This is a genomic window from Paraburkholderia sp., from assembly GCF_004298475.1.
GTDB classification, from domain to species: Bacteria; Pseudomonadota; Gammaproteobacteria; order Burkholderiales; family Burkholderiaceae; genus Paraburkholderia; species Paraburkholderia denitrificans.
Genome location: NZ_SCRP01000009.1, coordinates 67,738 through 94,591, shown reverse-complemented (window position 1 = coordinate 94,591; position 26,854 = coordinate 67,738). Strand labels below are relative to the sequence as shown.

23 protein-coding genes are annotated in these 26,854 nt (G+C 63.3%); 9 read left to right on the top strand and 14 right to left on the bottom strand.

From position 1 onward, the window contains the following. Positions 1-616 precede the first annotated feature (616 nt). The 8 genes from EPN59_RS05100 to EPN59_RS05065 form a co-directional block, all read right to left on the bottom strand. Positions 617-1,990, bottom strand: a complete 1,374-nt coding sequence (locus EPN59_RS05100; protein ID WP_293045636.1) for a tryptophanase — start codon at positions 1,988-1,990, stop codon at positions 617-619. A 317-nt stretch (positions 1,991-2,307) separates the two neighbouring features. Continuing rightward, the gene (locus EPN59_RS05095; protein WP_293045633.1) at positions 2,308-3,459 is read right to left on the bottom strand and encodes a porin; all 1,152 of its coding nucleotides are present in this window, start codon (positions 3,457-3,459) and stop codon (positions 2,308-2,310) included. A gap of 351 nt (positions 3,460-3,810) precedes the next feature. Continuing rightward, the gene (locus EPN59_RS05090; RefSeq protein WP_293040031.1) at positions 3,811-5,538 is read right to left on the bottom strand and encodes a methanol/ethanol family PQQ-dependent dehydrogenase; all 1,728 of its coding nucleotides are present in this window, start codon (positions 5,536-5,538) and stop codon (positions 3,811-3,813) included. A 629-nt stretch (positions 5,539-6,167) separates the two neighbouring features. After that, positions 6,168-6,728, bottom strand: coding sequence for an alpha/beta hydrolase (locus tag EPN59_RS05085; protein ID WP_293040029.1), 561 nt, complete (start codon positions 6,726-6,728; stop codon positions 6,168-6,170). Positions 6,729-6,753: 25 nt separating this feature from the next. Then, the gene (locus EPN59_RS05080) at positions 6,754-8,073 is read right to left on the bottom strand and encodes an MFS transporter (RefSeq protein WP_293040037.1); all 1,320 of its coding nucleotides are present in this window, start codon (positions 8,071-8,073) and stop codon (positions 6,754-6,756) included. A gap of 168 nt (positions 8,074-8,241) precedes the next feature. Further along, positions 8,242-9,297, bottom strand: coding sequence for a 3-keto-5-aminohexanoate cleavage protein (locus tag EPN59_RS05075; protein ID WP_293040028.1), 1,056 nt, complete (start codon positions 9,295-9,297; stop codon positions 8,242-8,244). A gap of 55 nt (positions 9,298-9,352) precedes the next feature. Further along, positions 9,353-10,201, bottom strand: coding sequence for a TauD/TfdA family dioxygenase (locus EPN59_RS05070; protein WP_293040027.1), 849 nt, complete (start codon positions 10,199-10,201; stop codon positions 9,353-9,355). Position 10,202: 1 nt separating this feature from the next. Beyond that, complete coding sequence (locus tag EPN59_RS05065) at positions 10,203-11,192, bottom strand: quinone oxidoreductase (protein WP_293040025.1); 990 nt, start codon at positions 11,190-11,192, stop codon at positions 10,203-10,205. A 353-nt stretch (positions 11,193-11,545) separates the two neighbouring features. Between EPN59_RS05065 and EPN59_RS05060 the strand changes: the two genes are divergently transcribed. The 3 genes from EPN59_RS05060 (at position 11,546) to EPN59_RS05050 (ending at position 17,226) form a co-directional block, all read left to right on the top strand. Next, positions 11,546-14,242 carry a LuxR C-terminal-related transcriptional regulator gene (locus EPN59_RS05060; protein WP_293040023.1) on the top strand — a complete coding sequence of 899 codons (2,697 nt, stop codon included), beginning with the start codon at positions 11,546-11,548 and terminating at the stop codon, positions 14,240-14,242. Positions 14,243-14,324: 82 nt separating this feature from the next. Next, positions 14,325-16,019 (top strand): fatty acid--CoA ligase, encoded by a 1,695-nt coding sequence (locus tag EPN59_RS05055; protein ID WP_293040021.1) that lies wholly within the window; start codon positions 14,325-14,327, stop codon positions 16,017-16,019. Between the two features lie 73 nt (positions 16,020-16,092). Then, positions 16,093-17,226 carry a porin gene (locus tag EPN59_RS05050; protein WP_293040019.1) on the top strand — a complete coding sequence of 378 codons (1,134 nt, stop codon included), beginning with the start codon at positions 16,093-16,095 and terminating at the stop codon, positions 17,224-17,226. A gap of 227 nt (positions 17,227-17,453) precedes the next feature. Here EPN59_RS05050 and EPN59_RS05045 read toward each other — a convergent pair whose 3' ends face one another. After that, positions 17,454-17,978, bottom strand: coding sequence for a hypothetical protein (locus EPN59_RS05045; RefSeq protein WP_293040018.1), 525 nt, complete (start codon positions 17,976-17,978; stop codon positions 17,454-17,456). Between the two features lie 96 nt (positions 17,979-18,074). On the opposite strand from EPN59_RS05045, the gene EPN59_RS05040 reads away from it, so the two are divergent. Together EPN59_RS05040 and EPN59_RS05035 are read left to right on the top strand one after the other, a co-directional pair. After that, on the top strand, positions 18,075-18,218 hold the full coding sequence (locus EPN59_RS05040) for a hypothetical protein (RefSeq protein ID WP_293040016.1): 144 nt from the start codon (positions 18,075-18,077) through the stop codon (positions 18,216-18,218). 9 nt (positions 18,219-18,227) lie between these two features. Continuing rightward, a complete protein-coding gene (locus EPN59_RS05035) occupies positions 18,228-18,746 on the top strand; it encodes a DUF1697 domain-containing protein (protein ID WP_293040013.1) in 519 nt (172 codons plus the stop codon). A 190-nt stretch (positions 18,747-18,936) separates the two neighbouring features. Here EPN59_RS05035 and EPN59_RS05030 read toward each other — a convergent pair whose 3' ends face one another. Together EPN59_RS05030 and EPN59_RS05025 are read right to left on the bottom strand one after the other, a co-directional pair. Next, positions 18,937-19,767: an anti-sigma factor gene (locus tag EPN59_RS05030; RefSeq protein ID WP_293040010.1), complete on the bottom strand. Its 831-nt coding sequence runs from the start codon at positions 19,765-19,767 to the stop codon at positions 18,937-18,939. Next, positions 19,764-20,282, bottom strand: a complete 519-nt coding sequence (locus tag EPN59_RS05025; protein ID WP_293040007.1) for a sigma-70 family RNA polymerase sigma factor — start codon at positions 20,280-20,282, stop codon at positions 19,764-19,766. Before EPN59_RS05025 ends, EPN59_RS05030 begins: the two co-directional genes overlap by 4 nt. Positions 20,283-20,860: 578 nt before the next feature. On the opposite strand from EPN59_RS05025, the gene EPN59_RS05020 reads away from it, so the two are divergent. Then, on the top strand, positions 20,861-22,438 hold the full coding sequence (locus EPN59_RS05020; protein WP_293042186.1) for an inorganic phosphate transporter: 1,578 nt from the start codon (positions 20,861-20,863) through the stop codon (positions 22,436-22,438). Here the strand turns inward: EPN59_RS05020 and EPN59_RS05015 are convergent. Beyond that, positions 22,400-23,590, bottom strand: a complete 1,191-nt coding sequence (locus tag EPN59_RS05015) for a DnaJ domain-containing protein (protein WP_293042183.1) — start codon at positions 23,588-23,590, stop codon at positions 22,400-22,402. The two genes, EPN59_RS05020 and EPN59_RS05015, sit on opposite strands and share 39 nt — an antisense overlap. Positions 23,591-23,901: 311 nt before the next feature. Between EPN59_RS05015 and EPN59_RS05010 the strand changes: the two genes are divergently transcribed. The 3 genes from EPN59_RS05010 (at position 23,902) to EPN59_RS05000 (ending at position 25,376) form a co-directional block, all read left to right on the top strand. Next, a complete protein-coding gene (locus EPN59_RS05010; RefSeq protein ID WP_293042180.1) occupies positions 23,902-24,309 on the top strand; it encodes a PAS domain S-box protein in 408 nt (135 codons plus the stop codon). Positions 24,310-24,453: 144 nt separating this feature from the next. After that, the gene (locus EPN59_RS05005; protein ID WP_293042178.1) at positions 24,454-24,828 is read left to right on the top strand and encodes a hypothetical protein; all 375 of its coding nucleotides are present in this window, start codon (positions 24,454-24,456) and stop codon (positions 24,826-24,828) included. Between the two features lie 134 nt (positions 24,829-24,962). Beyond that, positions 24,963-25,376, top strand: a complete 414-nt coding sequence (locus tag EPN59_RS05000; protein ID WP_293042175.1) for a helix-turn-helix domain-containing protein — start codon at positions 24,963-24,965, stop codon at positions 25,374-25,376. Positions 25,377-25,431: 55 nt separating this feature from the next. On the opposite strand, the gene EPN59_RS04995 is transcribed toward EPN59_RS05000, so the two are convergent. Together EPN59_RS04995 and EPN59_RS04990 are read right to left on the bottom strand one after the other, a co-directional pair. Beyond that, positions 25,432-25,593: a hypothetical protein gene (locus tag EPN59_RS04995; protein ID WP_293042172.1), complete on the bottom strand. Its 162-nt coding sequence runs from the start codon at positions 25,591-25,593 to the stop codon at positions 25,432-25,434. 384 nt (positions 25,594-25,977) lie between these two features. Further along, a complete protein-coding gene (locus EPN59_RS04990) occupies positions 25,978-26,286 on the bottom strand; it encodes a DUF1840 domain-containing protein (RefSeq protein ID WP_293042170.1) in 309 nt (102 codons plus the stop codon). Positions 26,287-26,854: the final 568 nt, after the last annotated feature.

The following is a 26,854-nucleotide window of genomic DNA, read 5'->3' as shown; positions in this document are numbered from 1 at the left end:
GCGAACTGGCTGCGATATCCGTCTCTGCTCGGAACATTGCGCCAAGTTCTCTCGCCATAGACTGGTTTCGAGACCGGATAACAGCCGGGCGCGACCACCGGGACAGAAGTAATGGGGGCAGCAATGAGAGTGAATAACTGGATTGTGGTGCTGGACTGCGCATACATGGAGTACACGAGCTGGCGCGGCAAGAATGTCTACCGGCGCACCGTAGCCTACGATCGGGTCGTGTGGTGTTAAAGCGAACCGCGTGCGTTGCGGGTGAAAGACCCCCGCAACGCATCGTGTTCAAGCCAGTTAAATAATGCGCTGAACGGCCCGGGCCGAGCCTGTGATGTCCTGACCGAAGCCAGCGATCGTATTGCAGCCCGCCAACGAAAACAAAGTGCCCACCAGCAGCGCTATCGCCGCGCAACGCTTAATCATTTGCACCTCATGCCTGATAAGAAAACGGAACCAAAAATCGTTACGTCGTATATAACGGCGCGATGATGCCATTTCTTGACAGGCCCATGCCAGGGCAGCCGAGGCTACGCTGGCAAGGGCATGCGCGGCACAGCGTTTTGGTCCTTTCGGCTCAGCGTTTTAGTCCACTCGGCCCGCCCTTCGGATACGCTCAAGCGACCCAGGCGAACTCGGCGGTGAAGTGCCGCAAGAATTCAGGTTGCTTGACGATCGTCACGCCGCGGATGCTCGCCGCGCTCGCCTTGACTTCGGCGATGACTTCCGCCGCATAGTCGAAGTGCGATTGCGTGTACATGCGGCGCGGAAACGCCAGCCGCAGCAGCTCCATCTTGTGATAAGTCTCGCTGCCGTCGTCGAGGCGTTTGCCGAACATGACCGAACCAATCTCGACACCGCGAATCCCGCCTTCGAGATACAGCGCATTGCACAGCGCCCACGCCGGATAGTGCGCGACCGGCATATCGGGCAGCACCGTGCGCGCGTCGATATACACGGCATGGCCGCCGGTCGGCTTCACGTAGCCGACACCCGCCGCGTCGAGCTTTTCGCCGAGATACTCGGCGGTGCGCAGGCGGTAGCGCAGGTAGTCCTCGTCGAGCCCCTCTTCGAGGCCGACGGCGAGCGCTTCGAGGTCGCGTCCGGCGAGCCCGCCGTAGGTCGGGAAACCCTCCATCATGATCAGGTTGTTGCGGATCGCATCGATCCAGCAATCGTCGCGCAGCACGATAAAACCGCCGATGTTGACCATGCCGTCCTTCTTGGCGCTCATCGTCGCGCCATCGGCATACGAGAACATCTCGGCGGCGATATCGGCAACCGGCGTATTGGCGTAGCCCGGCTCGCGCATCTTGATGAACATCGCGTTTTCGGCAAAGCGGCAGATGTCGAGAACGAGCGGCTTGCCGTATTGCTTGAGCAGCTTCGAGTAAGCGCGAATGTTGGCCATCGACACAGGCTGGCCGCCGCCCGTATTGTTGGTGACGGTCAGCATGCCGAACGGAATGCGGTCGCCCGCCGATTTGAGCAGCGCCTCGGCGCGCGCGAGATCGATGTCGCCCTTGAACGGATGAACGAGGCTCGGCTGCAAGCCCTCGGGAATGACCAGATCGACGGCTTCGACGCCGAGGTATTCGAGGTTCGCGCGCGTCGTATCGAAGTGGCAGTTGTTGGGAACGATGTCGCCGCTCTTGCAGGTCGCCGTGAACAGCACCTTCTCAGCCGCACGGCCCTGGTGGGTGGGCACGACGTGCAGCATGCCGGTGATCTTGCGGATCGTTGCTTCGAGCCGGTAAAAGCTCCGGGCGCCGGCGTAGCTCTCGTCGCCCTCCATAATCGCGCCCCACTGGCGAGAAGACATCGCGCCGGTGCCGGAGTCGGTCAGCCAGTCGATCAGCACGTCCTCGGCGCGCAGCTTGAAGACGTTGAGCTTCGCTTCTTCGAGCAGGCGGACGCGCTCTTCACGCGCAGTCATGCGGATGGGCTCGACGCTCTTGATGCGGAAGGGTTCGATGAGTGTTTTCGGCATGGTGTCTCCCCGATGCGTATTTTTGAAAGCGCCAAAAATATGTCGAGGCGACACGGCACGGTGTCGGTTTTTCGCAACGCTTCGGAAAAATTCTCGATCGTGCGCACGCAGCGCAAGGTCGATGCATCAGGGGATCGACACCGCTTGCAGCCGCCGCTGCGAGCGATCGGGGCTCAGGCATCTCACCTTCGGCGGGCTGCCATGTGGCCTTGGTATTTGCTTTTGTGCCGTCGAGCAATTCGAGTCTGAGCGCTGCGTCGGCACACGTCGGCATTGCACCTGCACCCGCCCCCCGGGTGCAGGTGCTGCCGCTTCGACTAGAAGTGGTGCACGATGCCGAGGTTGACCAGCACGGTCTTCGCGCCCGGCTCTGTACCGCCGGCGACGATCGATGTCTTGAGGCTTTCAAGCGGATCGATCGTGCCAACCGCGCCGGCATCGACGTACGCGACCTGTGCATACAGCATGGTGCGCTTCGACAACGAGAAATCGTTGCTCAGCACCAGCGAACGCGTCGTGCTGTTGTGGCTACCGCGATACCTGTTGTAGTAGCCGGCCAGCCCGGCGTTATTCGAGGCACTCCACTGATAGGTGACGCCCGGACTGATCGACGTCACGTGCGAGATATCGCCACCGTCGATGCCACGGTCGATCACGTCGAAATAGTTGAGCTTGCCCGTCACCGGACCAAACGATTTGGCCAGGCCCACGCTCCACAGGCGGCTCACGTTCTGGCCGGACAAGGAATCCGCAACCTGCTGATAAGCCGCGGACGCGATGAACGGGCCGGTATAGGTCACACCCAGTGAAATTTCGTTGCCCTTGCGCATGCTGCCCGGCACGCCGCCAAACGAATAGGCGGCGCCAAGCCAGACCGGGCCGAGCGTGTTCGAGTACTGCAATGCGTTGCCCATGAAGACGCCGACGTCGTTACTGGGACTGGTGCCCGCGCCCAACGCATTGCCGGGTGCCGCGAGCTCGTTATAGGCCCACGTATACAGGTTCGACAGGTTCTCCGCGAACTCGCGCGGCTCGGTCACGATGGCGGCGAGGATCGCCGGGGTATACATTTTGCCCAACGTAAGCGAGCCGTACGGCGTGGTCAGCCCGACGTTGGCCTGACGCCGGAAGATTTGCGTCTGGTAGCCGGGGCTCGTCATCAGGCTGCCGTTATTGCTGGCGAAGTACGACTCGAGGGCGAAGGTGGCGGCCATGCCGCCGCCCAGATCCTCGGTACCCTTCAAGCCCCAGACGCTCGGATTGACGCCGCCTGTCGCGAGCTGGGTCTGCTGGCCACGGCCGGTCGCAGAACGGTTCTGATAGAGTACGCCGGCGTCGACCGTGCCGTAGAGTGTTACCGAAGATTGCGCTGCGGCCGCGCTTGCGATCGTTGCCAATGCAACGGCCAGCACAATATTCCGAAAGCGTCGAGTATGCATTTTGTCTCCTTGATTTCCTGATTGGTTCAAGCCTTAAAGGCTTCTCTTCTTTTAACCGCGAACCGCCCCACGGGATTGGTTCGTTAAGGAACTTCAACAATCGTCAGATCATTAATATTTCATTCGTATTCCTTTTAGCGCGGGCCGCACGCAGACCGGCGGCGTGGATCACGAAGGCTCAGCGAGCCCTGCAAACCACGGCGTAGTACTTGTCAAAAAGTTGAATTCGTCCGGCGCCGCGTCGGGTCATTCCCGGTGAGCCGGGCAATGAGCGGCGCTGCCCACCACGGGGCGAAAAAGCGATCGAGTATTCACGCCACGTTCCGGCGCGGAGTGAATGTGCTGCGCCCTGCTCATGACCGGGCGCAGCACTGGCCAGAATCAGTCCTGGGACAATGCAAACACGTAGAGCGTGCCGCCGCGCGGCACTTCCTTCGCCGTATCGGCCATCGGGCCGCCCCAGATCGGGTTGGCGCCGCCATAGCCAGCCAGTACCGCTACGTATTCCTTCCCATCGACTTCGAACACCGAAGGCTGCGCGATGACGCCGCTCGCCAATTGCGGACTGGTCCAGAGAATCTTGCCGGTTGCGGTGTCGAACGCATACAGGTGCCCGTCGAGCGAACCGCTGAATGCCAGACCGGTCGACGTCGTCGCTACGCCGCCATTCCAGGGCATCTTGGTCCAGTGGCTCCAGACCTTTTTCCCGGTGTTCACGTCGATGGCCTGCAGTTCGCCGTAACCCTCGCTGCCCGGTTCCGGTTTGATCTCGAAGCCCTCGCCCAGATACGGCAGCCCTTCCATGTAGCTGACCCGTTTGCCGGACAGGCTCATGCACGCGTGCAGGGTCGGCACCACGGCGATATGGCGATCCGGGTCATACGATACCGACCACCAGTTCTTGCCTCCCAGGAAGCTCGGGCAGGTTTCGATGGTCGTGCCGGCCTTCGGAAACTTGCTGGCATCCGCAATCGGCTGACCGTCCTTCGTGTAGCCCGTCACCGATTCCGCCTTGACGAACGCCTTGGCGTAAATCAGCTTTCCGGTATTCCGGTCGATTGCGTGGAAGAAGCCATTACGGTCGGCGTGCACAATCGCGTCGTAGTCCTTGCCGTGGTACGTAATCCTGGCGAGGATCGGCGTATTGACGCCGTCGTAGTCCCACGTGTCGCCACGCGTGTACTGGTAGTGCCACTTGAGCTTGCCGTTCTTCGGATCGAGCGCGAGCAGCGAATCGGAGTACAGGTTGTCGCCCGGGCGCAGCGCCGCGAGCCACGGACCGGGGTTGCCCACGCCCCAGTAAAGCGTGTTCGATCCTGCGTCGTAGGTGCCGGTCAGCCAGGCCGCGCCGCCGCCGTGTTCCTGCATGCCGTCGGGCCACGTTTCGCCGCCCTTCTCGCCCTTGCCCGGAATCGTGTAGCGCTTCCACTGGATCGAACCGTTCTCGGGGTCCAGCGCCGCGATATAGCCGCGAATGCCGTACTCGCCGCCCGACGTGCCGACCACGATCGAGCCGTTCAGCGCGAGCGGCGCGAGCGAGAACGCGTAACCAAGGCCGGGATCGAACATCTGCTTCTTCCAGACCAGATTGCCCGTCTGCGCGTCGAGTGCGGCCACCTCGCCGCTCAGCATCGCGACATAGACGTTCTTGCCATACAGCGCGACGCCACGGTTGACCACGTCGCAACACGCCGTCTTGAACGACTCGGCCCCGAGCTTCGGCTCGAACTTCCAGAGCTGCTCGCCGGTCTTCGCGTCAAAGGCGTAGACGTTGTCTTTCGGCGTGGTCACGAACAGGTAGTTGCCGTTGATGATCGGCGTGGCTTCGAAGCCCTGTTTCAGCTCGTCGGGGAACTTGTAGGCCCATGCCTGCTTCAGGCTTGCCACATTCGACTGATTGATCTGCGAGAGGGGCGAATGCGATTGACCGTTATAGGTGCGGTAGTAGGTCAGCCAGCCCGTGTCGTTCTGCGCATTGGCGAGCCGGTCGAAAGTGACCGCCGGATAATCGGGCGACGCGTAGGCCATGCTGCATCCGAGCATGGCGGATACGGCAAGCCCGATTCCGCACGACGTCTTTCTGAGCGCCGAAACTACACGTTCGTTCATTATTGTCTCCATAAGTATTAGCGCGACCCGTTGAAAACCGGCAAGTACACCGAATACCGAAATGGGCTGTGGCCTGCCAGTGATCGCTAGAATGCAAACATTGTGCCAGCGACACAGGAATCCTTACCGCACAAGGGTTCCAGCGATTTTTTGGTGCCGTGGAGAAACGTCACGCATGCAAAGGCAAGTGCGATAGGTGTTGCATTTCGCCGCAACGAGGCGGCGAAAATGTCACCAAACAGGACAGCAGACGAGCCGGGCTAAATGCTGTGCACCTTATTTGCCCGATCGTTATCGAGAATACGATTTATATAGAAATGAAAAGCGACATGAACTGCGGGTTCGAATGTCGCCGTTCCCTGCCGGCAGTATCGCGTCAGCAGATTGAAAAGATGTGCGTACCCGTCTGCGTCGGCGCCATCCTTTTAGCCGCACGCCAGAAAATCCAAATGAAAGCCGAAAGCTTCATTTCGAATGGAAAAGGTGACCTTGCCCCTGTTTCGCGAATCCCATCACCGGGAGATTTATGCGGCTCGCCCCTGCTGAGCGGCGAACCAGTTTTTCTCGAACGTCATGGGGCTGACGTAGTCGAGCCCGCCCCAATGCGCGCCAACCTCGCCCGCCAACCCCTACAGGAGTTCCGCAATCAACTCTTCGGCTTTCGGCCACTCGCCGTAGCCGGCGCTCGGATTCAGATGCCCGACCGCGCCGACATTCACGAATCGGCTGCCCCATGCCTGCGCCAGCGCCTCGATCCGTTCGAACCCTCCCAGCGGATCGTTGGTGCTGCCCGCGACGATGCTCGGAAACGGCAGGCGCTCGCGCGGTATCGGCAGCCAGCCGTGCTGTTCCAGGACGTCCCGCGTCGGATAGCCTTCGGGCATCGGCGTTTCGAGATCGGCTGGTGCGGCGAGCAGTGCGCCGTGGATCCGGCGCGGATGCCGCTGGGCCCAGTGCACGGTGATCATCACGCCCGCGCTGTGCGCGACAAGCAAGACGGGCCCGCCGATTTGCGCGAGCGCCGCATCGAGCGCCGCGACGCGCGCCGCGCAACCGAGCTTGTCGTGCTCGAGCGGCGGCACGGAGCGCGCGCCCGGCATCTTGCGTTCGAGGCGGGTTTGCCAGTGATCTTCCACGTAGTCGCGCAGGCCTGGAACGATCAGGAGCGTCGGAGTCGAGACGGATTTCATGGTTGCATTCAATTCAGGTAAAGCATCAATGCGAAACCGCAGCCTTTTCCAGCGTGGCGAGGCGCTGCAGATCCGCCTGGTAGTGTCGCTTGCCGACAACGAACGCGAGCGTGGCGGCGAGTGCGGTGAACGGAATCACCTGCAACGCGCCGAGCAGGCCGATGCGGTCGGCAATCATGCCGGTGACGAGCGGGCCGGGCGCGAGACCGAGCAGGTTATTGACCAGCGTGAGCGTGCCGAAGGCCGAGGCATGGATCGCTTCCGGCGTCAGCCTGGCGACCATCGCGCCGGCGGGGCCGGATGTGCCCGCGACGAGGAAGATGCCCGCGGCGATCACGAGGAGCTGCGCGGGGCCGGCATTCAGATGGAAGCCGACGATGAGCAGGACGAACGAACTCAGCGAATAGACGATTGCCGAGACCCACTTGCGAATCGGGAGGACCCGGCTGACCCGGTCGGTGACGATGCCGCACACGATCATCCCGGCGCCGCCCAGCATCAGAAAGACCGCGGCGCCGACGCCGGCCTTGTCCGGGGCGAGGCCGTAATAGCGGTTCAGGAAGCTGGGCATCCAGGCGAGCACCGCGCCCATGATGAAGAGCTGCAGCGCGCTGCCGACATAGGCGCAAATCACGGACACCGTCGAGAACAACCCCTTCAACAGCACGCTGAAGCTCGGGCTCGCGGCGGGTTTCGCCGACGCGTGATGCTCCCCGGTCCAACGCGATGCGCCGACACGCTTCTCGGTCACGGTCAGCCGATACGCGACGACGAGCATGAAGCCGAACGCCGCCATCGCGCCGAACGACCAGCGCCAGCCGATATGCACGGCGACAATGCCGCCGAGCGACATGCCGAACACGGAGCCGAACGCGCCGCCTGCCATAAATGCGCCGGTGAGCGTGGCGCGCAGCGACGGCGGGAAAATGCTCAACACGATCGCCAGGCCGACGCTGCCGTAAGCGGCTTCGCCGACGCCGACGAATGCGCGCGCAAGCAACATATCGCCGTAATTGCGTGAGATCGCGCACCCGAGCGTCGCGAGGCTCCAGAGCGCGCCCATCAGGACGACGCTGCGGACGCGCCCCCAGCGATCGGCGAATACCGAGAGCGGGAAGGTGAGGATGCCGACCATCAGCGCGACGACGCTGCTGAGCGAGCCGAGCCGCGTATCGGACAGGCCCCATGCTGCTTTCAGCAGTGGAAACACCGCGTTCAGAACCTGCCGCGACATGTAGTCGGACAGCAGCAGGCCGAAGGTCAGCGCGAAGACGATCCACGCATAAGTGCGCGAGGCGGCGGCCGGCGTGGCGACGTCGCCCGATTCGGGTTTGACACAGCGCAGGTACAAGGTTGTCTCCTCCAAAAGGTCGCGGGTCGGTTCATCCGCGCACGAGCTTGCATGGGACCGCTCGATGATTGTGTCGGCGCGCTCGTCGAGAGCCGGTGCCGCGACGTGATGATCGGGCTGCGGGGGTGCGGCGGAACGACGGGGCGTTCCGCCGAACCGGCCTCAGGCTGCGCGCAGCGGCACGTTGAGCTGCCCGGGCTTGCGATTGGGCGTCATCCCGAGCTTCGCAAGGGTCTCGTCGGCATCCTTGTACTGGACGCCGATCTTATAGATCTCGCGCGCCTCCTTGCCGTTTGCGACCTCGCGGCCCAGCTCGCGCGCGATCCGCACACACTGTTCGATTTGCTGGACGGACGTCATCCGCCTGCCCTTCTGGTCGATGAGCGTGTCTTCGATCCCGCAGCGCGGATGCAGCCCCATCGCCATCGCCATCGTGTTGATCGGCAGCACGTTCTTCATCAGCGATTCGAGCGTGATGCACGAGCCGTCCGGGCAGCGGCGGATGAACTCCATGAAGTTGTACGGATTCGGGCCGTCGAAGCCGCCGCCGATGCCGACCCACGTGACGTTCAGCGGGCCGCGGTAGACGCCGCGGCGGATCAGCCGGTCGAGCGTCTCCAGCGAATGCATGCCGGTGAGCTGGAAGTGCGGCTGGATGCCCGCGGCCTGCAGGCGCTTCAGATGCTCCTCGACCCAACCCGGACCGGCCGGCACGGTCATTTCCCGGTACGCCTCCCAGTAGGCCGGTTCGTGCAGCGACGTGCCGGCGACCTCGTCGGGAATCATCAACTCGGTGATGTTCATCTGCACCGTGTTGATCGCGATCGTCACCTGGTCGGGCTTCGGCGTGAGCTCGGCGAGCATGTGGCGCGTGTCGTCGGACAGCCATTTCGCGTCGGCGCCCTCGCCTTCCGGCGCGAACGAGATCGAGCCGCCGACCTGCAGGATCATGTCCGGCACGGCCTCGCGCAGACCGGCGAGCAGTTCGTTGAACTTCGACAGGCGCTTGCTGCCCTTGCCGTCCAGTTCACGCACGTGTATGTGCAGCACGGTCGCGCCGGCGTTGTAGCAGTCGACGGCCTTTTGCACCTGTTCGTCCATCGTGACGGCAATGTCTTCGGGGAAGTCCGCGGGCATCCATTCCGGCCCGTAAGGCGCGACGGTGATGACGACCTTGTCCTGGTGTTCGGGGTGCAGCGAATCGTCGAGAAATTGCATGAGGTTCTCCAGTGATCGGGTATCTAATGAGCGTGCGGGTGAGCGAGGCGCACGATCAGCACGGCACGTCGCCGATGATCGCTGCGCGCTCCATCTTGCGCGTGCACGGCGGGTAATCCATCACCGCGTAATGCTGGGTGCTGCGGTTGTCCCAGATCGCGACGCTGTTTTTCTTCCAGCGCCAGCGCACCTGGTATTCGGGGATGTGCGCCTGGCTGACGAGATAGCTCAGCAAGAGGCCCGCGCCCGGGTTCGCGTCCTGCCCGAAGCGCACGCGCCCGGGCGTGTGGTAGTTCGTGAAGTGCGTCGTGAACGCGTTGACGAACAGCACTTTCTCGCCGGTCTCGGGATGCGTACGCACCACCGGATGCTCGGCGTCGGGAAACTGGGCCTTGAGTGCGAGGCGCTTCTCGATCGGCATCGCGGCGCCAAAGCTCGCCTCGATACTGTGGCGGGCGCGCAAGCCCTCGATTTGCTCCTTGACGTGCGCGGGCAGGTTCTCGTAGGCGAGCACCATGTTCGCCCACATCGTGTCGCCGCCGACGGGCGGGCATTCGACACAGCGCAGCACGCAGCCGAACGGCGGCGCGACGCGCCACGTGGCGTCGGTGTGCCACGCGTTCTCGTAGCGGTCGTTCGGCTGGTCCGGCGACTTGTAGATTTGCACGAGACCCGGATGCTCGGGATCGCTGCCCGCGACCGGATGATCCTCGAGCTCGCCGAAGCGCCGCGCAAACGCGACATGTTCGGCGCGCGTGAATTCCTGGTCGCGCAGAAACAGGACGCGGTGCTTCAGCAAGGCGGCGCGGATTCCGGCGAACAGGCCGTCGTCGTGCACGGCGTCGGCAAGATCGACGCCGACGAGTTCCGCGCCGATCGAGCAGGTGATGGGTTCGATTCTCATATCAGTCTCCCTCGACCGCGAACACGGAAGAGCCAGTGGTCTTGCCGGCTTCGAGATCGCGATGGGCCTGCGCGGCGTCCTTCAGGTCGTAACGCTGGTTGATCTCGATCTTGATGCGCCCCGCGGCGACGTGGCCGAACAGCTCGCCCGCGAGTTCCGCCTTCTCGGCAGGATCGGCGATGTAGTCGGCGAGCGCCGGGCGCGTCAAATAGAGCGATCCCTTCATGGCGAGCAGCTGCGGACTGAAGGGTGAAACCGGGCCCGATGCCGTGCCCACGCAAACCATCAGGCCGCGGCGCTTGAGCGAGTCCAGCGAGGCTTCGAAGGTGTTCCTGCCTACGCTGTCGAACACGACGTCGACGCCTTTGCCGGCCGTCAGCTCGCGCACGCGTTTGGCGACGTCTTCGTGCCGATAGATGACGACGTGATCGCAGCCGTGGGCACGTGCGATTTTCGCCTTGGCTTCGCTCGACACCGTGCCGATCACGTTCAGACCCAGAAGCCTGGCCCACTGCGACACGATCAGGCCGACGCCGCCTGCCGCCGCGTGCAGCAGAATGCTGTCGCCTTCCTTGAAGGCGTGGATGCGACGCAGCAGGTAAGCCGCGGTGAGACCGCGCATGGTCATGGCGGCGGCTGTTTCGCACGAGATGGCGTCGGGCAGCTTGATGAGCGGCGCAGCCGGAATCAGGCGCTCTGTGGTGTACGCACCGAGGGTGTCGAGAAACCCGGTGTAGGCGACGCGGTCGCCCACGCCGACGTTGGTCACGCCCTCGCCGACGGCTTCGACGACGCCCGCCGCTTCCACGCCGATGCCGGAGGGCAGCGGCACGGGATAAAGGCCGCTGCGGAAATAGGTGTCGGCGAAGTTCAGGCCGACCGCCGCGTGGCGGATTCTGACCTCGCCGGGCCCGGGCTTGCCGACGTCGATGCTCTCCCAGCGGAGCACCTCGGGGCCGCCGGTTTCATAAAAGCGAATCGCATGTGCCATTCATATCTCCATTTCGATGTGTGCAGGCTGCTGCTTCTGCTATTCGTGCTGGTTTCACAAGCGGGTGGGTGCGTCATGCCCCGCATGATTTGAGATTAGCCCGTCCGCGCTGCCTGAAGTACCTTCACATGACGGCGTCAGCCGACCCTCCAGGACCGCTCGACCGGAGAGATCGACACGCATCTCATGGTTTTCCCCCTTGTGAAACATCTGCTGGAAAGTATCGTAGTGCCGTCGCCTTCCGGTCACCCCTCTCGCGAGGGGAGGGGCCGCCGGGTGCCGGGGAGAAGGCGTGTTTTCGCGTGGCGGCTCACGGAGCGCCGCGCATCCCCGGCTACGATTTCACGAAACGAATGAGCACCCTGATCGATAGCGCCGCAGCCGAATTCCTGCTGAAGACCGCCGCACCGCGCACGCAGCCGCATCTGCTGATGCGCGCGCGTCTGGCGAGCGACGACCCGTATGTCCGCGACTACCCCGTCGTCGTGATCCAGGCGCCCGCCGGCTACGGCAAGACCTCGCTGCTCGCCCAATGGCGCCGTGAGCAGCTGGCCCGCGGCGTCGCGGTCGTCTGGTTTTCGTCGGACGAGCGCGACGACGCACAGCGTTTCCTGCTGGGCCTCGTGCAGGCCGTCCGGTCGGGCTACGCGCGGCCGTCGTTCGGGCGGCTGCTGATGGACGGCGGCATGGCGTCGCCCGGCGTGCTCGAAGGCGTGACAGCCTGGCTCGCCGAAGTGTCGCAGCTGCCGGGCGATGTGCTTTTGATCGTCGACGAGGCCGAGCGGCTGCCCGACGCGGGCAGGGAGGCGCTCGCCTACATCCTGCACAACGCACCGCCGAATCTGCGCGTGGTGGTGGCGGCGCGGCTCGGGCTCGACGTCGCGGTCGACGATCTGCTGGCCTACGGGCAGGGTGTCCTGGTGGGACCGGACCGGCTTGGTTTCCGCCTTGACGAAACCATTGCGCTGATCGGCAAGCGCTTCGGGGCGCGCATCGATGCCGACGCGAGCGCACGCCTCTTCCAGCTCACCGACGGCTGGCCGCTCGGCCTGCAGCTCGCAATCGCCGCGATGGCGCGCGCAGCCGACCCGCTGCAGGTCGTCGAGGCGATGGCGTCGAATAAGGGTGCGCTGCGCGATCATCTCGTCAGCGCATTGCTCGCCAAACTGTCCGACGACGACAAGGCGTTCCTGACGCGCGTAAGCATCGTCGACCGGTTGCATCCGGATCTGTGCCGCGCGCTGACGGAGGACACGAACGCGCCTGCGCGGCTCGCGGACCTCATCCGCGAGACACCGGTGTTTGTCACGTCCGAGGACAATGCCTGGTGCCGGCTGCATACGCTGGTGCGCGAAGTGCTCGCGGTGCGCGCAGGCCAGTTCACGGACGAAGCGCTGACGCAACTGCACGGCCGCGCGGCTGAGTGGCTGACGCAGCAGGGCATGATCGAGGAGGCCGCGCGGCACGCCCATGCCGCGGGCCAGCTTGAGATTGCTTACGATCTCGCCGAACGGTGCCTCCACGACGCCGTGAAGCAGGGTCGCCATCAGGCCGTGCTCGATTGGCTCGATCTGCTGCCTGAAGCGGAACTGGAGCGCCGCCCCCGGCTGCGCCTCGCCGCCGCGTGGGCCCTTGCGCTTGGCGAACGTCATCAGGAAGCCGAACGGCAGGTCGAGCGCATCGAGGCGGGGTGTGAGACGGAGCGCGAGTTGCGCTACGAATGCGCGTTGATCCGGAGCGCGGCGGCCTATTACGCCGACGAAGTCGACAGCTTCCTCGAGATTTTCGAGCCGTGGGCCGATGAGGCGCCGGAGAGCGCGTCCTGGCTCGCACAGGCCCACGCGAACCGGCTGGCGGCGCGGGCGATGCTGCTTGGTGAACCGGCGCAGGCGCGGCGTCACCTGCGGAACGTGCCGCGCGGCGAGGTCGGCAAAGGAGCCGGCTTTCTGGTGCGCTGGGGCGACCACATCACCGCGTTGAGCTATCTGTGGGAAGGTCAGCTGCATCTCGCGGGGGAAGTGCTCTTGCCCGCGCTCGCAAGCGCGGAAGCCGACCTCGGGCAACGCCATCCGCTGACCTGCATGTTCGCGGCGATGGCCGCGATGCAGGCCTACGAGGCCAATCGCATCGACAGCGCGGGTGCGTTGCTGGCGAACCGGCTCGACGTGCTGGAGCGCGGCGGCACGCCTGAAACGGTGACGATCGCCTACCGCGCCGCGGCGCGCATCGCCGCGGCGCAGGGGCGCGACCATCGCGCGGTGGATTTGCTCGAGGCACTGTTTGCGATGGGCGTCGCGCGCAGGCAGCCGCGCCTGTGCGCCGTCAGTCTCGCCGAACAGATCCGCCTGCATGCAGGGCGCCACCGGGGGCAAACCTGCGACGGCCTGATGCAGCGGATCGACGCGCTGATCGGGCAGGAATCGACGCGCCACGGGCCGATCTGGCAGCGTTCGATGACACTCCTCGCCGCGTTGTCGCGCGCCGGCACGGCAATCGCCTCGCGCGACTGGCGTCGGGCGCTCGAAGCATTGGTCGAGGCTGGCGCGGTCGCTGACGCGATGAGGCTCGGCCACTATCGCGTCGAGATCATGGCGCTGCGCGCGCTGGCGCTCGAGCAGACAACCGGCGACGGGCGGCCGTTGCTGCTGGAGGCGATGAACCTCGCGCAAGCGAGCGGTTCGGCGCGCACGCTGATCGACGCCCATCCGGCGTTGGCCGAGTGGATCGGGCGCGTGGATGGGGAGCGGAGTGAATCGGGGCGGAGCGGCTACGCCGTGCCGGCGCAGCCCGTCGCCCCTGCTCCGGCGCCGCCCCATCGCGCGACGGGCGGGCCGCGCGCGGTGCCGAGCGTGGTGCTGACGCCGAAGGAGCGGGAGATCCTCGAACTGCTCGCGCGCAAGTTCTCCAACAAGGAGATCGCCGTCGCCGCAGCCATCGGCGAAGGGACAGTGAAGTGGCATTTGAAGAACCTGTTCGGCAAGCTCGACGCCAGTTCACGCAGGCACGTGGTGCATAGGGCGCTCGTGCTGGGTCTGCTCGAGAGCGCGTAGGGCTGGCGTGGGCCTCGCGCCGCAGCCCTCCCTCGCCGGGAGGGGAACAGACGGTATCGCGTGAGTATGCTTGGTTGCGTGGATGGCACAACAAGGAACCCACGCTGTGCAAGCACCCTCCGTACATCAACATCTCGTGACGCCTACCCCGTCGGCGTACGACTACCCTCTGCTCGTCAAGCAGCTGCTGGTGAATGCGCTGGCGGTCAGCGCGAACCAGGAAATCACGTATCGCGGCGAGTTGCGCTACGACTACACCCGCTTGCGCCGCCGAATCGGCCAGCTCGCCAGCATGCTGGCCTTGCAGGGGGTGAAAGCCGGCACCACCGTCGCGGTAATGGACTGGGACAGTCACCGCTACCTCGAAAGCTATTTCGCCATCCCGATGATGGGCGCGACGATGTTCACCGTGAACGCGCGCATCTCGCCGCAGCAGATCGCTTATACGCTCAACGATTCGAGTGCAGAAGTACTCGTGGTGCACGCCGAATTCCTGCCGTTGCTGGAAAGCATCCGCAAGGATCTCGTGCAATGCCCCAGGCTCATCGTCGCCACTGACGACGTTTGCGACCCGCCGCTCGCCGCGTCTAGCCTGCCGGTTGCGGGCGAATACGAGCACCTGATGGAAGCCGCCTCGCCTGATTTCGCGTTCGAGGATTTCGACGAGCGGACCCGCGCCGCGCTGTTCTACACGACCGGCACGACCGGCGACCCGAAGGGTGTGAGCTACAGCCACCGCCAGATTGTGCTGCACACGCTTGCGACGGCTGCGACACTCGCCTCGCCTCGCGACGGCCAGCGTCTGCATCGCGAGGACGTCTACATGCCGATCACGCCGATGTTTCATGTGCTCGCCTGGGGCATGCCCTACGTGGCGGTAACGCTGGGACTGAAGATCGTGTTGCCGGGCCGCTATCTGCCCGACGCGCTATTGCGTCTGAAGCGCGCCGAACGCGTCACGTTTTCGCATTGCGTGCCGACGATCCTGCAGATGCTCGTCGACGGCGCGCGGCGCGACAGCCTGGACTTGTCGGGCTGGAAGATGATCATCGGCGGCTCCGCGCTGTCCCCTGCGCTGTGCCGCGCGGCGCTTGCGCAGGGCATCGACGTGTTCACGGGCTACGGCATGTCGGAAACAGGGCCCGTCGTCGCGCTTGCTCAATTCCCGCCGGGTGCGGCACCGGCCGACATCGACGAGAGCGTGCGCACACGCTGCATGGCCGGGCGTCCCGTGCCGCTCGTCGAACTGCGCGTCGTCGACGGCGACATGCGCGACGTGCCACACGACGGCAAGTCGCAGGGAGAGATCGTTCTGCGCGCGCCGTTTCTCACGCTGGGCTATCACGGCAAGCCGGAGGCGTCGGAGCAATTGTGGGCGGGCGGCTACCTGCACACCCAGGACGTCGCCGTCATGCATTCCGACGGCTACGTGCAGATCGTCGATCGCATCAAGGACGTCATCAAAACAGGTGGGGAATGGGTGTCGTCGATCGAGATCGAATCGCTGATCAATGAAGTGCCGGGCGTGCAGGAGAGCGCCGTGATCGGCGTGAAGGACGAGAAATGGGGGGAGCGGCCGCTGGCACTCGTCGTCCGCCGTCCAGGCGATCCCGTCACGGTGCAGCAAGTGCGCGCGCATCTGCTCGCGCTCGCCGAGGCCAATCGCATCAGCCGCTATGCGGTGCCGGAGGCGGCGCGCATCGTCTTTCTGGAGGAGATCCCGAAAACGAGCGTCGGCAAGCTCGACAAAAAACGACTGCGCGAATGGGTCGGCTGACATGACGGCCTGCTGGCGGGCGGACGGCAAGCCGCGCCAGGACAAGCGCATATACCACCAAAAAGGAGACGGCATGAAGATCAAACTGCTCGCGGCGGCGGCATTCGGCGCGCTCGCCGGTGCGGCACACGCGCAATCATCGGTCACGTTGTACGGCATCCTCGATACCGGGTTCCTGTATCAAAGCGCGAACGCCAGTAACTTTCAGTCGAAGGTGAATCTCGGGCACGTCTACGAGCTCAAGGACGGCGGCATCTATTCGAGCCTCTGGGGCTTGAAGGGAAGCGAAGACCTCGGCGGCGGCTACAAGGTCAACTTCAAGCTGCAGGGGTCGTTCAATCTGCCTACCGGAAGAGCCGGGCTGCCCGATGCGCCGACCGCCACCGCGATGTTCAACCAGCAGACCACGATCGGCGTCTCGGGGCCGTTCGGCACGATCGATCTCGGCCGGCAGATCGTGCCGATGATCTACGCGATGGCGGACACCGACGTACGGAACGCTCAATACTTCGGCAGTATCCTGACTGGGTGGCTCGGCCTGAATCAGGCGGCTGGCTGGCCCGGCAACAGCACGAACGGCTCGATCGGCGCACTGTATGACGACAATGCGATCGTGTACCAGTCGCCGAAGTTTTATGGCGCGTCGTTTGCGCTCGAGTACGCGCCGGGCGGCGTGGCCGGCCAGTTTCAGGGCGGTACGCGCGAGTCGGCCGTGCTCAAGTATTCAAACTACGGACTGAACCTCGCTGCCGTGTACTACAACGGACACGACGCGAACCCGTTTGCGCCCAATGGCGCCGTGACGCCAGCCACAGGCCTGAACAACAACCGCTTTTATTATGTCGGCGCACGGTACACGTTCAACGGCTTTTCGGTGTCGACGTCATACAGCATCGGCAAAAACCCCGCGAAAAGCCGCCAGGCCAACTTTGAAATGTTTTCCGGGGGGCTCGGCTACCAGTTCAACCCATTCTTCAACGTGACGTCGGGCTTCTATTACCTGAAAGACAGGAACTTTTCGTCCAACCGGTCGAGTCTTTTCGCGGTGGGCGCCGAATACAGCCTGTCCAAGACCACCCGCGCTTACGCGCAGGTCGGGTACGTCAACAACCGCGGCATGATGAGCCAGACGATCGTCTACGGCGCGCCCGTTCCACAGGGCAGGTCGAGTACGGCGGCGATGATCGGCATCCGTCACGCATTCTGATGCTGTGACCCACGACACCCGGAGCTTTCAATGAATAGAGACCGCACGCTACTGAGGGTATCCGGCGGCTATTGATCGCGCTCGCATCGGTTTGCGCGTGGGGACAGTCGGGCGTGGCGAGTGTGGCGAGCGCGGCATCGACGCGCTCGCCGTGGCCGTTCAGGCGATGAATGCACAGTGTGTATTCATCGATATTGGCCTGATTCAATGGTGCAATCGCACGCGCCTCAAACCGTTTTCGCAGGACGGCCGGTCTTGACGGTTTCAACGGCGGCAATCGCCGCGAGCAGGCGTTTCTCGGACGTCGACTCAAGCAACTGCAATCCGGCACGCAGCAGTTCGCTCTTTTTCACGGTGACGCCCGCATCCAGACACTTCTTCTTGAGGATTGCAATCTTCTCGTAGTCGGTCTTGGGCATCGTGAAACTGTCGCGCACCACCTTTTCCTTCTTTGCGCTGACTTTTTTCGGGTTTTCTTTCTTCGCGCGAGCGGATTTGCCGTTCAAAGCCGGTTCGGCAGCCACGACTTCAGCCGCTTCCGGCTTGGCCTTGGCCTCAGTCGCTTCGGGCTTGGCCGTGGCTTTCGTTGCTTCCGGTTTGGTCTTGGCTTTCGTCTTCACGCGCGTGGTTGCAGCGCCGCGCTTCTCCGATTTGGCCGCGGGCTTCTCCAGCGGTTTTTCTTCATGTGCTTCTGCGGATTTCGGGAAATGAAAAGCCTTTTTCGTGGGCTCACGCAGGTTTGGATTGGTCATGTTGGTCACCCGTATCATGGAAAAAACAGTATATACCGTTTTTTGCGTTTGTAGCTAATTTACACGCCGGACCGGATTCAGCCACGCGTTGCATGCATGATTGAAAGAAACAGGCGGATGTTCCGTCATGAACAAAGCGCCGTGATTTCCAGCCTGATCTGTACTGGAGTGCAAATCAATCAGGCCACGGAAAACCGATACCGCCTCGCCTGCGCATCGCCGCTGGCTGAAAAACCTTAAACTACCTGGATGCACCACTACGCCGCCCTGCTGCGCGCCGTGAATGTCGGCGGCACCGGAAAACTCTCCATGGCCGAACTTCGCGCGATGTGCGAACAGCTCGGCTTTGCTAACGTTCGCACGTATATCGCAAGCGGCAACGTCGTCTTCGAAAGCGCGCTTTCCGAGGCCGATATCAAGGCCGCACTAGAACGCACGCTCAAGGCCTGCGCCGGAAAACCCGTTGGCGTGCTGGTCCGAACCGGCAAGGAACTCGCTGCGATTGTCGACGCCAATCCGTTCGCTTCGGCACAGCCCGACCGAACCGTTGCGATCTTTCTCGACGCAGCACCGCCTGCGAATACGCTCGCCACCGTAAGCGGCATCGATACGGAAGAAATTGCATTGGGAACGCGTGAAATTTACGTCCATTACCCGGACGGAATCGCGCGCTCAAAACTGAAAATCCCCGCCGCCCAAATGGGAACCGCCCGTAATATGAATACCGTTGCCAGGCTGGCCGAATGGACTGCCGCACGTCTGGCGTAAGCGTAGATGGCGGCGAGTATGGCGAATATGGCGGGCGTGTGGTCTGGAGCGAGCACCCGGTTTATAGCGCACGTTTCACGCCGAAATGACACACCGTGTAGTGACTTTCCTCCATCAACGCATTGCCGCCGGCCCCTGCAAAAAGGCGGGCATTGCGCCCGCCCTGCGCTTCACTATGGATCACTGCGGATCAATTCGCCTTGCGTGCGTTCAGTTGCGCGTAGACATCGTGCGACACCCGCAACAGCACGTCGCGGTCGATGCCGCCCGAAAGCGCGTAGCCGAAATCACCATCGACCCAGTAGAACACGTTCACCGGACCATCCTGATACAGCTTGAATGCCGTGGTATTCGAACTGACCTTGTGATGCGAGATGCAAAGCGTGATGCGCTCGCCTTTCGCGTTGTGATACATGAACTGCGCGACCTGCGTGCCATCGTCGCCAGGCAACAGCCTTCCGCCCGAGAGTTCGAAGCCGCTCTTTTCGAGCATCGGCGGGTGAACATGGGTGCCAAGCCGGTTCGACAGCCACTGGACGAAGTCCTGTTCCTGCGAACGGCGGCTCATATTGTTCGGGCGCGCGATCTCGGGCATGTAGACGACATGCGCAAACGCCGCCTGGCGCGCCAAAAGCTCGCTGCTGTCCGCACTGACCGCGTGAATATCGCTGCCGTTCGTCGAAGCCGTCATCGCGTCCGTGCCGAAATGCACGCCCCAGCCGATGCCGATGCCCATCACGAGCGCCGCCGCCATCCCCGCAAAACGCGGCCAGTTCGCGGTCTCATGCTTACGGCGCCCTTCGGGCGCGGAACGCAGTTGCGCAGGCACAGGCTCGCTCAAGATGCGGTCATAGCGGTCGTGCAGCAGATGGTTCAGCGAAAAATAATCGCTCACGCGCGCAGCAGAATCGGGGCGGCGCGCGAGTTCGCGCTCGACGTCCGCCCTGCGCGATTCCGGTAGCGCGCCGTCCACATAGGCGTGGAGTTCCTCTTCCGTAACCGGATTCATTCGATCGCTCATCGCACCACCTTCAGGTTCACCCGCGGAACCGCACCCGCCATGAGCGCCCGCAGCCGCTCACGCCCCCTCGAAAGACGCGACATGACCGTGCCAATCGGAATGTCGAGCGCCAGCGCCACATCGGCATAACTCATTTCTTCGAGGCCGACGAGCAGCACGACCTCGCGCTGCTCGTCGGGCAGACGCTGCAGCGCGTAGTCGAGATCGCGCACCTCCAGCGTGCCCGGCTGGCTCGATGGGACCGCGTATTCGGCCTCCGGGACGCTCTCGTCATCGACGGAAACATGCATGCCGCGCGCCGAGGATTTGCGTACCTGGTTGACGAAGATGTTGTGCATGATCGTGAAGAGCCAGGCACGCAGGTCGGTGCCCGTGCGAAAGAGGCCGGTGCGGCCGAGCGCGCGCTCCAGCGTATCCTGCACGAGGTCGTCCGCCAGTTCGCGGTTGTTGATCAACGCCCGCGCGTAGCGGCGCAGGCGCGGCACGTGTTCGATCAGTTCGTCACGGATGTTCATGTCCCGTTCTCATTCGCTTGCTCAACCTGGTTCGCGCACACTCGAAAAAATCGAAAAAACAAAAAGTGAGATTTACAACCTTTCAATCGCGCAAGGTTCGGATATTCCGCTAACACCCTGTGGAAGGCTTTATTCCTGTCTGCGAACACCTTTAATCGGTCGCTGCGTGCGTGTTTCTCAAGGTTCGATTGCACCGCGCCGTTGCGGGCTGGCGCAACGCGGATTATGCGGGTACGCCTGAGGCGTGTTGCCGCAGCGTCGCGGCCCCCTCCACCCCCGGCTTTCGCCATGCTCCGGCGCACACGCAACGGCAATTGCCGCTCTGCACGCGCTGCGCAACGCGACAGACCTTGCGCGACCAGTCGCAATTTCAACGTCGGCTAGCGCGCGAAAGCACACCCGCGCCGGACACCTACGTGCCCCATTTGTGAGAAACTGGCGCGTTTTCACAGATCTCCCGGCCCGGCGGCTCAACTACGTCCGCGCCCATCGCGAAAGTTTGCGAACGGTGCGTCGTGACCTCGCGGTATAGCAAGGTATCCGCGCGACAAGCTCACGCCGTCCAACCGGGAACCACAATGTCGGACATACCCTATACCCAGCTGCGCCCCACGGGCCGACGCGGACTTGCCACCGGCCTGTTCGCCATGATCCTGGCGGCTGGCACGCTCTATGTTGTCCAGCATCTCGTCGTAGACTTGCGCGCCGTGCGCGAAAGCTCCGCACTCCCCTTTGTCCTCCTCGGTCTCGCCCTCGTCATCGCGCTCGGCTTCGAATTCGTGAACGGATTTCACGACACCGCGAACGCCGTCGCCACCGTCATCTATACGAACTCGCTCGATCCGCATCTCGCCGTGATCTGGTCGGGCGCGTGGAATTTTCTCGGCGTGCTCGTTTCCAGCGGCGCCGTCGCGTTCGGCATCCTGCAGTTGCTGCCGGTCGAGCTGATCCTTCAGGTGGGCAGCCATGCGGGCTTCGCGATGGTCTTCGCGCTGCTCATTGCCGCGATCATCTGGAATCTCAGCACCTGGTATTTCGGCCTGCCCTCATCCAGCTCGCACACGCTCGTAGGCTCGATCATCGGCGTGGGCATCATGAACCAGCTGATCAACGGCCCCTCCGGCACGAGTGGCGTCGACTGGAGCCAGGCGGGCGGCGTCGGCAAGGCGCTGCTGTTCTCGCCGATCGTCGGCTTCCTGTTTTCGGGCCTGCTGTTCATCGTGCTGAAATTCCTCGTGCGCGTGCCGAAGCTCTACAGCCAGCCGCAACGCCACGAGCCGCCGCCGTTCTGGATCCGCGCGCTGCTCGTGGCAACCTGCACGGGCGTATCGTTCGCGCACGGTTCGAACGACGGCCAGAAAGGCATGGGCCTCATCATGCTGATCCTGATCGGCGTGGTGCCGACGGCCTACGCACTCAACAAGGCCGTGACGCCTGCCGAAACCAGCACTTTCGTTGCGGTCGCCCGCCACGCGTCCGCGACGCTCGGACGATATACGCAAGACGCGCCGCCCGAGCACCCGCGCGCGGAAGTCGAGGCGTTCGTGCGCACGCATCGACTCAAGCCGGCCACGCTGCCCGCGCTGCGCCAGCTCACCGACACGATCGCCGACCAGGTGAGCCGCTCGGGTTCGATGGCGGCCGTGCCGCAGTCGATGGTGGATAACGTGCGCAACGACATGTACGTGGCATCCGAGGCGATTCGCCTGATGGATAAAGCCCAAACACCCGCCTTCGCCCCGGAGGATGCAGCGGCACTCGGCGCATTCCGCAAACAGATGGACCACGCAACCAAGTTCATTCCCACCTGGGTGAAAGTGGCCGTGGCGATTGCACTCGGGCTCGGCACGATGGTGGGGTGGAAGCGCATCGTCGTGACGGTGGGCGAAAAGATCGGCAAGCAGCACCTCACGTATGGGCAGGGCGCGTCGGCAGAAGCGGTCGCCATGCTCACCATCGGCATGGCCGACGTGTACGGTCTGCCCGTCTCCACCACGCACGTCCTCGCCTCGGGCGTGGCCGGCACGATGACCGCCAACTGCTCCGGGCTCCAGTGGGCCACGGTGCGCAATCTGATCCTGGCCTGGGTGCTCACGCTGCCCGCGTCGATTGCGTTGTCAGCGGCCCTTTACTGGGTGTTCAGGCAGGTATTCTGAATCGCTGGGCCGGCGGGCGAGGTCGTCCGCCATCCAGGTGCACAATGCGCTGACCGCGCTCGCGACAGGCACGCGCCACCAGATCGGTGCGGCCACATCGAAGCCGAAGCGAAGCGCCGTCTGCGACGCGCCCGCTGCGCGCGCCCAACAGCGAAACGTCACGATATGCCGATGCGTGCGCGCGGCGGCCCGCCGCCTGTGCGGCGACAGTCGCATGACTGCGCGAAGTTCGAGCGCGGAATCGTCTGGCGCGATTTCGCACGACTCGACCGACCACGCCACGCCGCTGCGTTCCTGGCTGCGCAACGCAGCAAGCACGCGCTGCCATAACTGTTCGGGCGACAGCGGCACGATCCGCTCTTGCCCGGCGCGCTGCGCCCGATGCAGTGTGTAGCGCGCCCAGCCATTGCCGTAGACAAGCACCGCACCGCCCATCACGAGCGCCCATTGCAGCAGGCTCGCCAGCCACGGCACTGCGTTATGGAGCGCGAGCGGCGCGAACAGCATCGCGACGAGCTTGTGCGCGAGCAGATAGAGCGCGAAAAACACCGCGACAATCGCGCCGAAACTGAACAGCCAGACATAACGTGGATCGTTGAGATGCACGCGCACGGCACCACGCTGTTGCGGCGCGCCATCGGCCGGATGCGCCGCATCCGCCATCACCTGATCGCGCAATTGCGCGGCCTGCGCACGCCCACGCGCGGCCCGATCGTGCAGGCTCACGAGTTCCGTGAGCAAAGCATCGCGTTCGGCCTTCATGCGCAGCAGTTCGTCGAGGCCGCGCGCCTTTTCCATGTGCAGCGCACCAAGCTCTGCCTGCGCGCGCTCACGTTGCGTCTGCAACTGCTGCAACGCAGCGTGCAGCACGTCGATCTGCTCGCGGCCTGGCATCGAATGGCTCGACGGCGCTTCGTGATGCTCCGACCAGTAACGATCGAGCACCTCGCGCGCGTGCTTCATGTTCTTGAATTGCTCGTTGGCCCAGTGCTGCTGCGCGGGCGTCGCATGCCGCCACTTGTCGGGATGAAGAATCTGCGCGAGTTGCCGGTATTTGCGCGTGATTTCGGCCGCAGACGCCCCCGGCTCCAGGTCGAGCCGATAGTAGAGCCGGTCGTAATCGACCGGATGGCCTGGATCGCGATTCGCCATGGCCGCCGTCTTTCTTCAGTTGAATTGCCGTACGCAGAGGTTGAAGCAAATGCTTCAGTCACGGTAATCCACGTATCCCGGCGGCGCAAGGTCGCTTTACGGGTGTGAACCCCGGCGTATGAACCCCGGCGTGTGAAAACCAGCGCGCGACGGCGAAAAACTCGCCGCCATTTTGCGCAGCCATCTACTCGAAAAATACGACGCCGTGCTACGTGCGCATCGCCATATCGTAAACGCGGTATGTACCCGCATCCGCATGCAGGAAAATTGCGGATACACTCAAGTTTTCCAAACCCACTCCAAACCATCCCATGATCGCAGAATGGATTCTCGAACAGACGACCGACGCCCTCATTTACGCCAGTCGTGATGGAAAGATCGTCCGCTGGAACGCGGCAGCGAGCCACATGTTCGGCTTCAGCAAGGAAGAAGCGCTTGGCGCAAGTCTCGATCTCATCATTCCCGAACATCTGCGCGCACCGCACTGGAAGGGCTTCGATGCTGCCGTCGCGAGCGGTGTCACGCGGCTCGGCGGCCGTCCGACGCTCACGCGTGCGGCTCACAAGAATGGACAGAAGCTTTACGTCGAAATGTCCTTCGCAATCGTCAAGGACGACGACGCTCAGGTCATCGGTTCAGTGGCCATGGCGCGTGACGTGACCGAACGCGTGGAACGCGAACGCGCCGCGCGCGCGGCCGCACAAACGCAGTCGCAATAAGGTTGAACTGCCCACGTGCAGACAACGCGCGGCTGCACACCGTCACGGCTCCAGATTGAACCGCCCGCCCACGTTGGCGGGTAATGAGCTTCGGGGAACCGAAGCCATGCTCGCGCGGCAGCGCGAGTCGCAGGGGGAGTCATCATGTTTCGGCAAGCCGGTGCGTTGCTCTGCATCGCCTGCGCGTGGTCGTCCAGCGCGGGCGCGTTCGCTCAATCCATTCACATCGAGTCGGGCAGCTACGGCGCCAACTGCGGCGCGCACGAGGGCAATGTCACGCGCGATCTCGCTGCGCACTGCAATGCGCTCGTCACCTGCCGCTATGCAGTCGCGTCGGCAGCTAATGGTACAAACGCAGGTACAAACCCGGTTACAGGCCGGCACGACTGCCCGGCCGATCTGGTCGCCGAATGGTCCTGCGGACAAGGCATATTTCATCGCGCGATGGTTCGCGGCGCATCGAGACACAACGGCACGCTCGTGCTGACCTGCGTGCCGTCCACTGGCGCAGGCAAATGACGGGCACACGACGCCGCGCGCTTTCGCCACAGACTGCGGGCCGCCAGCGAATATCACCCTGTGATAATCTTTTCGCTTCCGCGAATATCACCCTGTGATAATTTTTTTCGCTCAATCTCCGCAATGGATGGCCGATGAAAACATCCACGCACGAACTGACCAAATTAAATTTTGAGCAGCTCTCGGCGTTCCGGTATCAGATGAGACGCTTCGAGCGCTTCTCCGAACAGGCTGCCCAGGGCGAAGGCATCACGCCGCTTCAATATTTGCTGCTGCTACACATCAAGGGTTACCCGGGCCGCGAATGGGCGACGATCGGCGAACTCGCCGAACGGCTCCAGGCGCAGCATCACGGCGTGGTCGCATTGGTCTCGCGCTGCGAGGCGCTCGAACTGGTCGTGCGCAAGGTGAGCGACAAGGACCGGCGGCAAGTCGAAGTTCATTTGCTCGATGCGGGCGAGCAAATTCTCATTCGTCTCGCAGAAATGCACCGCGCAGAATTGCGCACACTCGAAGGCACATTCACGATTCCCCAAATCGAGAAGTGAATGTCGCGCACCCACATCGCGCTGCATCGATAAAGATGTCGATCCGATTGCAGGATTAGACGGAAAGCCACAGGAAATTCACATGCATGCCGTTGCCGCGCTCACCTGCGGGCGACGCATTCGGCGACGGCGCAAGCGCACCGCTCGACCACCGGTCGCCCGGCCACGTCGCAAGCGTGAACGGCACGCTGAACTGCGGATCGAACGGTGGCAGCAAGGCGACAACCGGCGGCGGGATGGGAACTTCGGTGCGAGAGCGATCAGGGCCTTGTAGCCCGCGCATAGTCCATTGAGTGCGTTGAACGCCAGTGTGAGGACACGACGCGCCGCAGCATTGAACACCGGAACGCTGCGTCGAGCACACGCCTTGCGCACCGGCCTGCACGCACGGTACTGCGAATAAGGCAACGGCAAACGCCAAAGCTGTCACCATCGCCATGACACCCGGATGGCTCGACACGCACCCTGAATTCACTGCGTCTCCTTTTCCTGGCCGGAACGCTCGCGTCATGACGTCCCGCGCGAAAGTGTCTTCTGGCATGGCGGCGCGCGGCATCGAGCGGACCACGCCGTCCATGCCACGCCACCCTGACCGGCAGCGCTACAGTCCCCAGATGATGTCTGCGTGCACCGTGTCGGCCGCTCTCATCATCGTGATAAGGGGCCATGCACGCTGAGAGAGTTCGTTCGCGGCTGTGCGATTGCGACCGCGCGAGTATTGCAGTGCGGATTCATGGCGTTCAGCGTCTGCAATTTCCGACTCCATGCGTTCTATCGCATGATGTAGTTCGTCATGCAGAATAACGCCGCGCGTATCGAGCCGCCTGCCCATGAGTCCCAGCAGATATTGCGCGAGATCCCTGAGCATCACCACGTCAGGTGCGGCACGCGATTGAAACGTCACCAGCATAGTTGTTCTCCCCGGGCGCATAGCGTTTTTTCGCTGCCCGCCAACGGTGAAAAAGCCGGGGCCCAAGGTGGAACGGTCAAGCAGGTCGGCGCAAATGCACATCCCTCGGGGATGCGCACCATCCGTGCCAATCATGTCTGTATTCTGCGGCGAACCGCGTCGGATCTGGGCGCCGCCCACCGTGGGCTTGCTTTTATTTTACGTCATGTTGTGATACGTTCAAGCCTGTGCGCTACGAGCCTCATTGCAAATGCAATGCCTGATTTGCACAAGCGTTGCATAAGCGGTGTATTAGCGCTGCGTTTCATGTATGCCTCTTCCGCGCGTGTTGCGGTGGCGGGCTGGGAAGTTCGTCACACGCAAGTTCCGCCATCGTCACAAGATCCGTTCTTCTATCTTGCGGTGTTTGCGGCAGTGCGGCGAACCTGTCTCCGCGAAGCCGTCACGCGCAGGAGTCGGGATCGGGCGTGTGCACGTATAGTTCATAGGCGAACATGACCTGATCCAGTAGTCCGCGTATATTGGTCTTCCGCATGTAGTCTTTTTGTTCGGCGCACGGCACATGTTT

Excerpts from the sequence above, each read along its gene's own strand:
- EPN59_RS05100 (WP_293045636.1), bottom strand. The coding sequence starts at position 1,990 with ATGCCGAAAACACTCATCGAACCCTTCCGCATCAAGAGCGTCGAGCCC.
- EPN59_RS05055 (WP_293040021.1), top strand. The coding sequence starts at position 14,325 with ATGGCACAACAAGGAACCCACGCTGTGCAAGCACCCTCCGTACATCAA.
- EPN59_RS05040 (WP_293040016.1), top strand. The coding sequence starts at position 18,075 with ATGATTGAAAGAAACAGGCGGATGTTCCGTCATGAACAAAGCGCCGTG.
- EPN59_RS05085 (WP_293040029.1), bottom strand. The coding sequence starts at position 6,728 with ATGAAATCCGTCTCGACTCCGACGCTCCTGATCGTTCCAGGCCTGCGC.
- EPN59_RS05065 (WP_293040025.1), bottom strand. The coding sequence starts at position 11,192 with ATGGCACATGCGATTCGCTTTTATGAAACCGGCGGCCCCGAGGTGCTC.
- EPN59_RS05035 (WP_293040013.1), top strand. The coding sequence starts at position 18,228 with ATGCACCACTACGCCGCCCTGCTGCGCGCCGTGAATGTCGGCGGCACC.
- EPN59_RS05015 (WP_293042183.1), bottom strand. The coding sequence starts at position 23,590 with ATGGCGAATCGCGATCCAGGCCATCCGGTCGATTACGACCGGCTCTAC.
- EPN59_RS05060 (WP_293040023.1), top strand. The coding sequence starts at position 11,546 with ATGAGCACCCTGATCGATAGCGCCGCAGCCGAATTCCTGCTGAAGACC.
- EPN59_RS05010 (WP_293042180.1), top strand. The coding sequence starts at position 23,902 with ATGATCGCAGAATGGATTCTCGAACAGACGACCGACGCCCTCATTTAC.
- EPN59_RS05045 (WP_293040018.1), bottom strand. The coding sequence starts at position 17,978 with ATGACCAATCCAAACCTGCGTGAGCCCACGAAAAAGGCTTTTCATTTC.
- EPN59_RS05000 (WP_293042175.1), top strand. The coding sequence starts at position 24,963 with ATGAAAACATCCACGCACGAACTGACCAAATTAAATTTTGAGCAGCTC.
- EPN59_RS05070 (WP_293040027.1), bottom strand. The coding sequence starts at position 10,201 with ATGAGAATCGAACCCATCACCTGCTCGATCGGCGCGGAACTCGTCGGC.
- EPN59_RS05030 (WP_293040010.1), bottom strand. The coding sequence starts at position 19,767 with ATGAGCGATCGAATGAATCCGGTTACGGAAGAGGAACTCCACGCCTAT.
- EPN59_RS04990 (WP_293042170.1), bottom strand. The coding sequence starts at position 26,286 with ATGCTGGTGACGTTTCAATCGCGTGCCGCACCTGACGTGGTGATGCTC.
- EPN59_RS05005 (WP_293042178.1), top strand. The coding sequence starts at position 24,454 with ATGTTTCGGCAAGCCGGTGCGTTGCTCTGCATCGCCTGCGCGTGGTCG.
- EPN59_RS05075 (WP_293040028.1), bottom strand. The coding sequence starts at position 9,297 with ATGCAATTTCTCGACGATTCGCTGCACCCCGAACACCAGGACAAGGTC.
- EPN59_RS05020 (WP_293042186.1), top strand. The coding sequence starts at position 20,861 with ATGTCGGACATACCCTATACCCAGCTGCGCCCCACGGGCCGACGCGGA.
- EPN59_RS05090 (WP_293040031.1), bottom strand. The coding sequence starts at position 5,538 with ATGAACGAACGTGTAGTTTCGGCGCTCAGAAAGACGTCGTGCGGAATC.
- EPN59_RS05050 (WP_293040019.1), top strand. The coding sequence starts at position 16,093 with ATGAAGATCAAACTGCTCGCGGCGGCGGCATTCGGCGCGCTCGCCGGT.
- EPN59_RS05025 (WP_293040007.1), bottom strand. The coding sequence starts at position 20,282 with ATGAACATCCGTGACGAACTGATCGAACACGTGCCGCGCCTGCGCCGC.